Source organism: Streptomyces sp. P13-3-3, assembly GCF_050571355.1.
Lineage (GTDB): Bacteria > Actinomycetota > Actinomycetes > Streptomycetales > Streptomycetaceae > Streptomyces > Streptomyces althioticus.
The window spans coordinates 240405-253191 of the sequence record NZ_CP192228.1; the positions used below are offsets into that span (position 1 = coordinate 240405).

Sequence of the window (12787 nt, forward strand, 5' to 3'; positions counted from 1 at the left end):
CGGGCGTGGGTGCTGCTGGGCACGCTGCTGGTGCTCCTCCTCGCGGGCGCGGCCCCGGCGAGCGCCCACGCGGCCCTGCGCGCCAGTGACCCCGAGGACGGAAGCGTCGTCAGGACGGCGCCCACCCACATCACCCTGACGTTCACCGAGTCCGTGGGCCTGCTCGAGGACTCCTTCCGGATCTACGGCCCCGACAACCGCCGGGTCCACATGGAGGAGCCCGAACACGCGGCCGGCGCCGCCGACACGGCCCGCGCCGCGCTGCCCCGGGGCCTTGACGAGGGCACGTACACGGTGGCGTGGCGGGTGGTCTCGGCGGACAGCCATCCGGTCTCGGGCGCGTTCACCTTCTCCGTCGGCAAGCCGTCCCCCACCCCGCCCGCGGCGCCCCAGGACCACGCCGAACACCCGGTCACCAAGAGCCTCTACGACACCGGCCGCTACCTCGCCTACATCGCGGCCGCGCTGCTCATCGGCACAGCGGCGTTCGCGGCCCTGTGCCGCCCGCCGGACACGGGCCCGCTGCGGGCGCCCCTGCTGTTCGGCTGGTGGACGCTGCTGGTGACGACGGCGGCGCTGCTGGTGCTGCGCTCGCCCTACGAGAAGGGCACGTCACCGGCGACCGCGCTGGACGTGTCGGCGTTCCCGGACACGCTGAGCGGCCGTCCGGGCATGGCGCTCCTGGCGCGCGTGCTGCTCCTGTCGGCGGCGGCCCTGCTCCTCCCGGTCCTGCGCCACCGGACCCTCCGCACCCGCGTCACGGCGGGCGCGGCCTTCTCCGTGGGGCTGGCCCTGACATGGGCGTCGGCGGAGCACGCCTCGGCCGGCATCCAGGTCCCGGTGGCCATGACGTCGTCGGTGCTGCACCTGCTGGCGATGGCGGCCTGGCTCGGCGGCCTCACCGCCCTGCTGCTCACCCTCCACCGGGCGAAGACCCCGCCCCCGTACGACACGGTGGCCCGTTTCTCCCGCCTGGCGTTCACGTCGGTGACGGTCCTGGTCCTCACCGGCGCCTACCAGTCCTGGCGCGGCCTCGGCTCGTGGTCCGCCCTCACGGGGACGGCGTACGGCCGCACGCTCGCCGTGAAGTTGGCCGCGACGGTGTTCCTGCTGCTCGCGGCGGCCCTGTCCCGCCGCTGGACGGCGCTGCTGGCCCGCCCGGCGGTGGCCGAGGAACGCGTACCGGCGCTGGTGGGCGCGTCGGGCCCGCCCCCCGAACCGAGGACGACGCACGTGACCACCGCTCCACCGGAAGCCGTCGGACCGGAAGCCGTCCACCGGCGTGCCCTGCGCCGCTCCGTCCTGGCGGAGGTGGTGGTCGCGGTGGCCGTCCTGCTGGTCACCACGGTGCTGACCGGCACCCTGCCCTCCCGGGCGGAGGCCGAGGCCGCGAAGGCGCCCGCGCCGCAGGTGGCGGGCCTGCCCGGCGCCCAGGCCCTCACGGTCCCCTACGACACGGGGACGCCCGGCGGCAGCGGCACGGTCCAGCTCACGATGGACCCGGGCCGCGTCGGCGAGAACGGCCTCCAGGCGGTGGTCTTCGGCCCTCAGGGCGCCCTGTCCTTCGTCCCGGAACTCCGTGTCACCTTCACCCTCCCGTCCAAGGACGTGGGCCCCATCGACGCCGGCCTCACCGACCGGGGCGGCTACTGGGCCACCAACGACCTCACCCTCCCCCTGGAGGGCGCCTGGACGATGAAACTGACGGTCCGGGTCTCGGACATCGACCAGGTGACGGTGGAGCGGGGGGTGCGGATCGGGCGGTGAGGGCAGGGCGAGAGCTACCTCTCGCCCGGACCTCCGGCGGGCGCAGCCTCGTCGGTGGCGGTGAAGGCCCGCAGTATCCGGCCCAGGTGGGCAGGGGCGGCCGCGAGGCGGATCACCCTGTCCCCGTCGCCCAGTTCGGCGACGTCCCAGCTCTTCGGCACGGTGTCGCCGTCGCCGCCGCGTGGACGGCGGACCGTCCTGACGACGAGCCGCTCCACCGGGATCGGGCGTGCCGCGAAGCGGCCCGGGCCCGGGTGGGGCGTGACGGCGGGCCCGTCGGCGCCGAGGACGATGTGGGTGCCGAAGCCGTTGGGGTTGTAGTCCGTGGATTCCAGGAACCGGGCGGGCAGGAAGACGTCCTCGTCGTCCAGGGGTGTGCCGTCCGGCGTCCCGGGCGGGCGGACGCGGGTCGCGCGCCAGGCCCGGACGACGAGGGCGAGCGAGGCCAGCGATCCGAGACCGGCCCAGACGACGTCCCCGGAGGTGTCCGGCACGAGGGTCGGGTGCTGGTAGCAGTACGGCAGCGCCCACACGGCCGTGCCGACGGCGGCGCCGGCGAACGGTGCCGACGACGGCATGACCTCGTCGGCGGGGAGGCGGCGTCCGCGACGGCGCTGCACGATCACGCCGCCCGTCATGCCGGCCGCCAGCACGCACAGCGCCGCGACCACGGTGACCTCACCGGAGGCGGGGAAGTGCTCGCGCCACGCGTGCTCCTCGCCGACGACCTCCCGCACCTGACCGCGCCACACGGTGAGTCGGACACGGTCGCCCGCCTCGAAGCCCCGAGCCCCCTCCCTCGACACCGCCAGCCGGTCGATCGGCCGTCCGCCGGCGAAGTAGAGGTAGCTGTTGCCCTTGCCCCTCTCCACCTCGGTGCGGGCGATCACGGAGGACAGCGTCGTCAGGCAGTCCCGGTCGTGCGCTGCGCCCTCCGCCGCGCACGGGGCGGCCGACGTCCATGCCAGCTTGGTCTCCGCCACCACCGGCACGAACCACGCGGCCAGCGCGGCGCCCGCGAGGAACAGGGCGCACATCACGGCCGGCAGGCCGCCACGGCGCCCGGCCGTGCGGACGGTGATCACGACGAGATGGTCCGACTCGGGTGTGCCGTGCCGCCGGTGCAGCGCGCGCAGCTCCTCGACGGTGCCGTCGAAGGTGTCCTGTCCCTCGGAGGACGGGCCCACCGGCAGAGGCAGACGCCAGACGGCACCGCCGCGCGTCACGACCTCGACGCGGTGGATGTCGCTGTGACGGCCGCGCTGCAGGTTCACCCGCACGTCCGCGATGTCCTCCCACCGGGCGCCGCGGCGGCGCAGCAGCGTGCGGTACGACAGTCCGTCCGCGTCGGCGTGCACGCGGACGACGGCGGCGTACGCGCCGCCGACACCCAGCGGCATGAGAAGAAGACCGATGAGCACCCACCGGTCGGGGGGCCCGCCCGTGATCACGAGGCGGGCCACCACCAGGAGCAACCCGGCCGCACCGGCGGCGACGAAGAACCACGGAAGCCGCTTCGAGCGGGTACGGCACGTCACTTCAGGCACGCTGCTCATGCGGGGAGCGTGCCATCGCCTCACTTACGCGGGCTTGTCCCGGCCACGGCAGTTTTCCGTGCGCGACGTTGCCGGGTCGCCACCGTCGCTAGGCCGACCTGGGACGCCGCGCGTGCGTGTCCGGGGCGGGCTGCTGCGCGTCCTCGGTCCAGAGGGTCTCGTCCTCGCCGAAGTCCGGAGCCTGGAACGGCTGCGTCGTCGGACGCGGCGATCCGGTGGAGCTGCGTGTCTGCCCGGTCGGGGCCGAGAACAGCGATGTGGAGTCGATGAGAGGTCTGCCTTTCGTCACAGGCCACTGAGCGGGCCTGGCGTGCCCGGAGCGGGCACGGTGGTCCTAGAGCTTGGTCATCTTGGGGTACGGGCTCAGGATCCGCATCTGCGACGAGCCGAAGTCCACGAGTGCCGCGACTCCGTCCTCGATGCCGACCACCCGGCCGAGGCCGTACACGTCGTGGGTGACCTGATCACCGGTGTCGAAGTGCTTGGGGGCCGGTGCGACCGGGGCCTTGAAGGGGCTGGTGGGCAGATGACGCTTCGGCGCCGAGGGCTTGGTCATGGCTCAGTATGCGCCTTTGTGCGCCGCGCCCGCTGTGTCCGTGGGCACAGACCGGGACGGCGACGACCGCGTCACGCCGCTGACCTGGGCAGGCCCGGTCTTAGGGCCTCCCCGCGCATGTGACGGGGGTCACGCTCGACGGGTGGAGCCGGGCAACGTCGAAGGGCCCCACCGCGAACGGTGGGGCCCTTCGACATCGTGCCCGGTGAGGCACTGGCGGAGGATACGAGATTCGAACTCGTGAGGGGTTGCCCCCAACACGCTTTCCAAGCGTGCGCCCTAGGCCTCTAGGCGAATCCTCCGCCGGAAACATTACATGACCGAGAGGAGTGCTCGCGAACTCGTTCCCTGCCCGGCGGATGAGGTAGCCTCTGCGTAGCCCCTCACGCGGCGCTATCTGACTGAACTCCCCCAGGGCCGGAAGGCAGCAAGGGTAGGTTGGCTCTGGCGGGTGCGTGGGGGGCGCTTGCGTTCCCCGGCGGGCCGGTCCGGTTGTCGGTGCGCGCCTATAACCTCGTAGACGTGTCGTCTCTCGCGCTGTACCGCCGCTACCGACCCGAGTCCTTCGCCGAGGTCATCGGGCAGGAGCATGTCACCGACCCGCTGCAGCAGGCCCTGCGGAACAACCGGGTCAATCACGCGTACCTGTTCAGCGGGCCCCGCGGCTGCGGCAAGACGACCAGCGCGCGGATCCTCGCGCGCTGCCTGAACTGCGAGCAGGGACCCACCCCCACCCCGTGCGGCACCTGCCAGTCCTGCCGCGACCTCGCGCGCAACGGCCCCGGTTCGATCGACGTCATCGAGATCGACGCCGCTTCGCACGGTGGTGTGGACGACGCCCGTGACCTGCGGGAGAAGGCGTTCTTCGGGCCCGCGTCCAGCCGGTACAAGATCTACATCATCGACGAGGCCCACATGGTCACGTCGGCCGGCTTCAACGCGCTGCTCAAGGTCGTCGAGGAGCCGCCGGAGCATCTGAAGTTCATCTTCGCGACCACCGAGCCCGAGAAGGTCATCGGGACGATCCGGTCGCGCACGCACCACTACCCGTTCCGGCTGGTGCCGCCCGGCACGCTCCGCGAGTACCTCGGCGAGGTGTGCGCGAAGGAGGGCATCGCCGTCGAGGAGGGCGTGCTGCCGCTGGTGGTGCGGGCCGGCGCCGGTTCCGTGCGTGACTCCATGTCCGTCATGGACCAGCTGCTCGCCGGCGCCGGGGAGGAGGGCGTGACGTACGCCATGGCCACCTCCCTGCTCGGTTACACCGACGGCTCGCTGCTCGACTCCGTCGTCGAGGCCTTCGCCACCGGTGACGGCGCCGCCGCCTTCGAGGTCGTCGATCGGGTGATCGAGGGCGGCAACGACCCGCGCCGTTTCGTCGCCGACCTGCTGGAGCGGCTGCGCGACCTCGTGATCCTGGCCGCGGTCCCCGACGCCGCGGACAAGGGCCTCATCGACGCCCCCGCCGACGTGCTCGAGCGCATGCAGGCGCAGGCCGGCACGTTCGGGCCCGCCGAGCTCGGCCGCGCCGCCGACATCGTCAACGAGGGTCTCACCGAGATGCGCGGCGCCACCTCGCCCCGGCTCCAGCTGGAGCTGATCTGCGCGCGCGTGCTGCTGCCCGCCGCGTACGGCGACGAGCGCTCGCTGATGGCCCGGCTCGACCGCATCGAGCGCGGGGTGCAGTTCTCCGCGGGCGGTGCCGCCGCCGGCATGCCGTCCATGGGGTACGTCCCCGGCCCGGAGGCCCACCAGGGGGCGGCCGCTCCGGCCGCGCACGACGTCGTCGAGCCCGGCGGCGGCCCCGCCGCGGCCCGCGCCGCCGTACGGGCACAGGGCCAGCCGACGCCTCCGTCGCCCGTGACTCCTCCGGCCCAGACGCAGCCACAACCCCAGCCTCAGCCCCAGGCGCAGGCTCCCGCCCCGACTCCGCCCCCCGCCCCCCAGACACCCCCGGCGGCCGCCGCACCGGCACCCGCTCCGTCGGCACCCGCCGCCCCCGCCCCCGGCGCCTGGCCCACCGCCGCCCCGGCGGGCGGCGGCGGCGCGGGACGGCGGCCCGGCGGCTGGCCCACGGCCGCCTCCGCGGGCGGTGGCGCGAGCAGGTCCCAGGCACCGCAGCCCACCGCCCCGCCGGCCCCCGCGGCTCCGTCCGCGCCCTCGGGGCCCTCGGCGCCCGCCACACCCCCCGCTCCGTCCGGCGGCGGAGGCGGCGGCCTCGACCCCCGCATGCTGTGGCCGAACATCCTGGAGACGGTCAAGAACCGCCGCCGCTTCACCTGGATCCTGCTCAGTCAGAACGCCCAGGTGACCGGCTTCGACGGCACGACGCTCCAGCTCGGCTTCGTGAACGCGGGCGCCCGCGACAACTTCCTCAGCAGCGGCAGCGAGGACGTGCTGCGTCAGGCGCTGACCGAGCAGTTCAACGTGCAGTGGAAGATCGAAGCGGTCGTCGACCCGTCCGGCGGTGGCACCCCGGCCGCGTCCGGCCCCGCGGGCGGCCCGTCCGGCGGCCGTGGCGGTGGCGGCGGCTACGGAGCACCCGGTGGTGGTGGTTACGGAGCACCGAGCGGCGGCTCCGGCGACACCCGAAGCCCCTCCGCCCCCCAGCCGCCGGCCCCCGCGTCTCCGTCCTCCGCGCCCTCGGCGCCCGCCCCGGCGGCCCCCTCCCGGCCCGCCGCTCCCGAGCCGCCCCCGGTCTCGCCCGAGGACGACATCCCGGAGGACGACGACCCCGACCTCGACGAGTCAGCCCTCTCCGGCAAGGAGCTCCTCGTCCGGGAGCTGGGCGCGACGGTGGTCGAGGAGATCACGAACGAGTAGCACGGGCGAGTACGACGGGCAGGGCCCCGCTATCCACACCCGGGTCGCGGCAACCGTCCGCACCCGGTCGCGGCAACCGTCCGCACCCGGTCGCGGCAACCGTCCGCACCCCGGCTCCGGCAACGCCCTGACCAGCTCGTTCGGAGGAACACACAACACTGCGCTCCCCGCCCCTTCGGAAGCCCGCACAAAGCGTGCCCGCCGTCTGCCGTTAGGCTGACCCCCGTGAAGGTCCTCGTCATCGGCAGCGGCGCCCGCGAACACGCCCTGTGCCACTCCCTGTCCCTCGACCCCGATGTCACCGCGCTGCACTGCGCGCCCGGCAACGCCGGCATCACCGAGGTCGCCGAGCTGCACCAGGTCGACGCCCTCGACGGCGCCGCCGTGTCCGCGCTGGCCGTGCGGCTGGGCGCGGACCTCGTGGTGGTCGGCCCCGAGGCGCCCCTGGTCGCCGGGGTCGCCGACGCCGTGCGCGAGGCGGGCATCCCCGTCTTCGGCCCCTCCAAGGAGGCCGCGCGGCTCGAGGGCTCCAAGGCCTTCGCGAAGGACGTGATGGCGGCCGCCGAAGTACCCACCGCCCGCTCCTACGTCTGCACCACCCCCGACGAGGCCGACGCGGCGTTCAAGGCCTTCGGCGCCCCCTACGTCGTGAAGGACGACGGGCTCGCGGCCGGCAAGGGCGTCGTCGTGACCGACGACCTGGAGGCGGCCCGCGCGCACGCCGCCGCCTGTGAGCGTGTCGTCGTGGAGGAGTTCCTCGACGGCCCCGAGGTCTCCCTCTTCGCGGTCACCGACGGCGAGACCGTCGTGCCCCTCCAGCCCGCGCAGGACTTCAAGCGCGCGCTGGACGGCGACGAGGGCCCGAACACCGGCGGCATGGGGGCGTACTCCCCGCTGCCCTGGGCCGACCCCAAACTGGTCGACGAGGTCCTCCAGACCGTGCTCCAGCCGACCGTGGACGAGATGCGCCGCCGCGGCACGCCGTTCTCCGGTCTGCTCTACGCCGGTCTCGCGATCACCTCGCGCGGTGTGCGCGTGATCGAGTTCAACGCCCGGTTCGGCGACCCGGAGACCCAGGTGGTCCTGGCCCGCCTGAAGACCCCGCTGGCCGGGCTGCTGATGGCCGCCGCCACCGGCAACCTCGCCCACCTGGAGCCGCTCCGCTGGAGCGACGAGGCCGCGGTCACCGTGGTCGTCGCCTCGCACAACTACCCCGGCACCCCGCGCACCGGCGACCCGATCACCGGCCTCGACGAGGTCGCCGCCCAGGACGCCCCGCACGCGTACGTCCTGCACGCCGGGACCCGGCTCGAGGGCGACACGGTCGTCAGCGCGGGCGGGCGCGTGCTGTCCGTGACGGCGACCGGCGAGGACCTCACCGAGGCCCGCGACCGCGCCTACCGTGCCGTCTCCCGTATCCGCCTCGACGGCTCCCAGCACCGCACCGACATCGCGCGGAAGGCGGCGGAGGGCGCGTAACCGGCCCGCACGACGCCCAGGTCACCACAGGCCCCGGACCCCTCCAGGATCCGGGGCCTGACCCTCGCCGTCCGTCGACCACCTCTCCCCAAAGCCATTCCATCGAGTGAGCGATGTGCCATCCGGCTGACGGGGGCCGGGGCCCCAACTAGGGTGCCGCGCAAGCGTTCCGGCACTTGGCCCACCGGCATTGCGATGTCGGTGGCGGGTGCCACAGTGGGGGCATGGGCAAGCCAGGACCGTGTCAGGCGCCGGGAGGGGGTGAGGGCGGGCCATGAGTACGAGCGGTGCGGGAAGGGAGCAGGGTGCTCCGGGCGCCAGAGCCCGGGCGCTGGCCGTGCTGCGGGTCCGCAGCCGGGCGCTGGCCGTCGCGCTGCTGCCCGCCGCCGCCGCGGTGATCCTCCTGGCCGGCGGCTCCACCGGCCACATGACCGGCCCCGGCTGGGACGTGGCCCGCCGGATCGTCACCCCTCTCGCCGTGCTGGTGCTGCTGCTCGCCGCCGGTGTCGCCCTGGTCGTCGCCCGCGCCCGGCCCGCCGTCACCCCCACCGTGCCGATCGCCGAGGAGTCGGCGCCGGACCTGTACCGGATGGTGCGTGACCTCGCCGACCGCCTCGGCGTCCCCGCGCCGTCCGCGATAGCGCTCACCCCGGACTGCGACAGCTGGCTGGAGGACCGTACGCATCCGGCGCACGCGCCCCCGCCGCCCGAGGAGCACGACGACGTGGCCCACGCGGGCCGGCCCTCCCGCCGCGCGCCCGCCGCGCCCGTGCTGGTCATCGGCTCGCCGTTCCTGTGGTGGATGCGGGTGGCCGAGCTGCGCGCCCTGCTCGCCCCGGTCGTCGCCGGCACGGGACCGGCGGCGCACCCGGACATAGCCGCCGCCCGGCGCTTCGTCCGGGGCCTGGACGCCGCGGTCGCCGTCACGTCGGCGCCGGACCGAGGGCCGGTCTCCCGCGTGGTGCTCGCCGGGGCCGGCCGGGTGGCCCGCCTGCTGCTGCACGGCAGCCGGGTGCACGCCGCCGAGATGGAGCGCGGGGTCGCCGCGGCCGCGGCCGAGCGCGCCAAGGCCGTGGACTACGGCCTGCGGATCGTCGCCCAGGAGCAGGTCGGCCTCGCCTACGCGGGCTGGGACCGGCTGCTGACCCGGGTGGCGCTGCCCGCCTGGCGGATGGGCCGCTGGCCCGCCCGGCTCAACGCGGGCGTGGTCGCCGCCCTGACCGAGCTGTCGCGCCGGGACCGGCTGGCCGAGGGGTTCGCCTCCCGGCTCGGGGAGCGCCCCGCCTGCGACCTGCTGGAGGAGCCCGGCGCGGTCGACGAGGCCACCTCCCTGCTCGCCGCCCGCCTCTTCCACGGCGGCCCGGCGGAGACCGGCCCCGACTGGTCGCCGGTCCACTGGGGCGACTATCCGGAGGAGGTCGTCGACCGCAAGTGGCGCACCGACGCCGCCCGCCTGCACCGGATACTCGACGCCCTGCGCGTCCCGCCCGCGGACGAGGAGACCCGGGCCCCCGACGGCCCCACGCTCGCCCGCGTCCTGACCCATCTGTCCACCACGCCCGACCTGCCCCCGGCGCCCGCCCCGGCCGTCGTCCCGGACGAGGACGACCTGGGCGGCGGCACCGCCCGCAGCGCCGCCCTCGCCGCGCGCCTCACGGCCGAGCTGGCCCGCGAGGAGGCCGCCGCGGCCGCCGCCCCCGCCGGCCCCCAGGCCGCCGCGGCGTCCGATCCGGACCCCCTCCGCGACGACCGCGCGCTTCCCCTCTTCCCTCTCCAGCCGCCCCGCACCGGACGGGAACTCCTCGCCGACCACATCACCGCGATGGTCTGCTGCGCGGCGATGGACACCGTGGGCGCCGTCCCAGGCCTCGACTGGCTCGACGGGCCCACGCTCCTCGTCGGCGGCGCCCGCGCCACGGACCTCCCGCCCCAGGTGCTGACCCTCATCGAGGACGGCGACCCCGCGGGCCTCAGAACCTGGCTCGCCCGGCAGGGCATACGCCCGGAGAAGCCCGTACGCCTCGCCTGAGCCGCACCCCGCCCGCCCCACCCGGAGCGCGTTCCTCCACTTCAACGCACGCACGACGAACGGTGACGACACCCGTGCGGAATGTGATGTGCTGGGGCCGTTCACGCTCAGGGGAGGGGGAACGGCATGCGACCGGAGCGGATCCGGCACGAAGGCACAGGGGCACCGGCACCCGACGGCGGCGACCCCTTCGCACCCGTCGCCTTCCCCTGGCCGGCCACCCCGCCCCACGACGCCGACGGCCGCATCGAAGGCTTCGCCTCCCCCTCCGCCGTCGCCCCCGGCGACTGCGTCGACCTCCACGTCACCGTCGACCCGCCCCGCCCGTTCCGCGTCACGGTCCACCGCATCGGCCACTACGACGGCCGGGGCGCCGCCGAGATCGCCTCGAGCCCCCGCCTCCACGGCACGGCGCAGCTTCCGCCGCTCACCGCGGGGCGCACCGTCTCCTGCCACCACTGGTGGCGGTCCTGGCGGCTGCCCGTCCCGACGTACTGGAACACCGGCGCGTACGTCGCCGTGCTGGCCACGGAGGACGGCCGGCACCAGGCGCACGTCCCGTTCACCGTGCGGGACGACCGGCCGGCGGACCTGCTGCTGGTGCTGCCGGACCTGACCTGGCAGGCGTACAACGCCTACCCGGCGGCGGACGGCCGCACCGGCGCGAGCCTCGCCCCGGCCGACGACGAGCACGAGGCGGACGACCCGGTCACGACCGTCACCTTCGACCGCCCGTACGCGGGCGACGGGCTCCCGCCGCACGCCGGGCACGCCTACGACGTCATCCGCTGGGCGGAGCGCTACGGCTTCGACCTCGCCCACGCCACCGCCCGCGACCTGCACGCGGGGCGCGTCGACCCGGCCCGGTACCGGGGGGTCGTCTTCCCCGGCCCGGACGAGTACTGGACGGCGCGGATGCGCACGGCCGTGGAGCGCGCCCGCGATCACGGCACCTCGCTGGTGTTCCTCTCCGCCCGCACCCTGCACCGGCAGATCGAGCTGGCGCCTTCCCCGTCCGGCGCCGACCGCCTGCTGACCTGCGGCAGGCGCCGGGGCCGGTCGGGTCCCGCGCCGTGGCGGGAGATCGACCGCGCGGAGCAGCTGCTGCTCGGCATCCAGTACGCGGGCCCGGTGCCGGGACCGCGCCCGCTGATCGTCCGCAACGCCGGCCACTGGCTGTGGGAGGGGACCGGCGCGCGCGAGGGCGACGTCCTCGACGGCCTGGTCGCGGGCGGGGCCGACCGTTACTACCCGCGCACCCCGCTGCCCGCCCACGAGGAGCGCGTCCTGCTCGCGCACTCCCCGTACGGCGACCGGCAGGGCGCCCGGCGCCATCAGGAGACGTCCCTGTACCGCGCGCCGTCCGGGGCGTGGGTGTTCGCCTCGGGCACGCTCGCCTGGTCGCCGGCGCTGGACCGGCCGGGGCACGCCGACCCGCGCGTCCAGCGGGCCACCGCCAACCTGCTCGACCGCATCCGCAAACGCGACTGACGGCGGGCGCGGACCCGGGCCCGCCGAACCCGGCCGCACCACCCCGACCGCCGTCCCGTCCGCACATACGGGAGAATCGACGTACCGTCCGGCCCCCTCCCGCCACCACCCTCCGGGAGTTCGCGCGGGAGCCGGGAGCGCTGCGGGCGTCCCTTCTGTTCGATCACGCGGAGGAACCGTGTCCGGATTCGTCGACAAGCCCGAGCCGATCCAGGTTCCGGGCCTGGTGCATCTGCACACCGGCAAGGTGCGCGAGCTGTACCGGAACGAGGCGGGCGACCTCGTGATGGTCGCCAGCGACCGCATCTCCGCCTACGACTGGGTACTGCCCACCGAGATCCCGGACAAGGGCCGGGTGCTCACCCAGCTCTCCCTGTGGTGGTTCGACCAGCTCGCCGATCTGCTCCCCAACCACGTCCTGAGCACCGACCTCCCCGAGGGTGCCCCCGCCGACTGGGCGGGCCGCACCCTGGTGTGCAAGTCGCTGAACATGGTCCCGGTGGAGTGCGTGGCCCGCGGCTACCTCACCGGCTCGGGCCTCGTCGAGTACAACGAGAGCCGGACGGTCTGCGGGCTGGCCCTGCCCCACGGCCTGGTCGACGGCTCGGAGCTGCCCGCCCCGATCTTCACCCCGGCCACCAAGGCCGCCGTCGGCGAGCACGACGAGAACGTGTCCTACGAGGAGGTCGCCCGCCAGGTCGGCGCGGAGACCGCCGCCCAGCTGCGCCAGGCCACCCTCGCCGCCTACTCCCGCGCCCGCGACATCGCCCGGGACCGGGGCATCATCCTCGCGGACACCAAGTTCGAGTTCGGTTTCGACGGGGACAGCCTGGTCATCGCGGACGAGGTGCTCACCCCCGACTCGTCCCGCTTCTGGCCGGCCGACCAGTGGGAGCCGGGGCGCGCGCAGCCGTCGTACGACAAGCAGTTCGTGCGGGACTGGCTGACCTCGGCGGAGTCGGGCTGGGACCGGAAGGGCGAGCAGCCTCCGCCCGCGCTGCCGCAGCAGGTCGTGGACGCCACCCGGGCGAAGTACGTGGAGGCGTACGAGCGCCTGACGGGCATCACCTGGAGCTGACACCGGGTTCC

General features: G+C 75.0%; 8 protein-coding genes, 1 tRNA gene and 1 other RNA gene. 7 read left to right on the forward strand and 3 right to left on the reverse strand.

Features of this window, described 5'->3' with window-relative positions; all coding sequences use genetic code 11:
- Positions 1 to 9 precede the first annotated feature (9 nt).
- On the forward strand, positions 10 to 1767 hold the full coding sequence (locus tag ACQZOG_RS01140) for a copper resistance protein CopC/CopD (protein WP_261676279.1): 1758 nt from the start codon (positions 10 to 12) through the stop codon (positions 1765 to 1767).
- A 14-nt stretch (positions 1768 to 1781) separates the two neighbouring features.
- On the opposite strand, the gene ACQZOG_RS01145 is transcribed toward ACQZOG_RS01140, so the two are convergent.
- The 3 genes from ACQZOG_RS01145 to ACQZOG_RS01155 all read right to left on the reverse strand — a co-directional run bounded on the left by ACQZOG_RS01145 (position 1782) and on the right by ACQZOG_RS01155 (position 4181).
- Positions 1782 to 3323 carry a PH domain-containing protein gene (locus tag ACQZOG_RS01145; protein ID WP_193469205.1) on the reverse strand — a complete coding sequence of 514 codons (1542 nt, stop codon included), beginning with the start codon at positions 3321 to 3323 and terminating at the stop codon, positions 1782 to 1784.
- A 334-nt stretch (positions 3324 to 3657) separates the two neighbouring features.
- Positions 3658 to 3879 carry a hypothetical protein gene (locus ACQZOG_RS01150; RefSeq protein WP_033273358.1) on the reverse strand — a complete coding sequence of 74 codons (222 nt, stop codon included), beginning with the start codon at positions 3877 to 3879 and terminating at the stop codon, positions 3658 to 3660.
- 214 nt (positions 3880 to 4093) lie between these two features.
- A tRNA-Ser gene (locus ACQZOG_RS01155) sits at positions 4094 to 4181 on the reverse strand.
- Positions 4182 to 4253: 72 nt separating this feature from the next.
- On the opposite strand from ACQZOG_RS01155, the gene ffs reads away from it, so the two are divergent.
- From ffs to ACQZOG_RS01185, 6 genes are all read left to right on the forward strand, one after another.
- Positions 4254 to 4352: signal recognition particle sRNA small type (ffs, locus tag ACQZOG_RS01160), an RNA gene on the forward strand.
- 49 nt (positions 4353 to 4401) lie between these two features.
- Entirely contained in the window at positions 4402 to 6699 is a 2298-nt protein-coding gene (locus tag ACQZOG_RS01165; protein ID WP_430741201.1) for a DNA polymerase III subunit gamma and tau, read from the forward strand.
- Positions 6700 to 6924: 225 nt separating this feature from the next.
- Positions 6925 to 8178, forward strand: coding sequence for a phosphoribosylamine--glycine ligase (gene purD, locus ACQZOG_RS01170; RefSeq protein ID WP_033273360.1), 1254 nt, complete (start codon positions 6925 to 6927; stop codon positions 8176 to 8178).
- 274 nt (positions 8179 to 8452) lie between these two features.
- Positions 8453 to 10207, forward strand: coding sequence for a hypothetical protein (locus tag ACQZOG_RS01175; protein ID WP_193469213.1), 1755 nt, complete (start codon positions 8453 to 8455; stop codon positions 10205 to 10207).
- A 126-nt stretch (positions 10208 to 10333) separates the two neighbouring features.
- Entirely contained in the window at positions 10334 to 11698 is a 1365-nt protein-coding gene (locus tag ACQZOG_RS01180) for a N,N-dimethylformamidase beta subunit family domain-containing protein (protein ID WP_033273362.1), read from the forward strand.
- Between the two features lie 178 nt (positions 11699 to 11876).
- Complete coding sequence (locus tag ACQZOG_RS01185) at positions 11877 to 12776, forward strand: phosphoribosylaminoimidazolesuccinocarboxamide synthase (RefSeq protein ID WP_037640469.1); 900 nt, start codon at positions 11877 to 11879, stop codon at positions 12774 to 12776.
- The last annotated feature ends 11 nt before the right edge of the window (positions 12777 to 12787 follow it).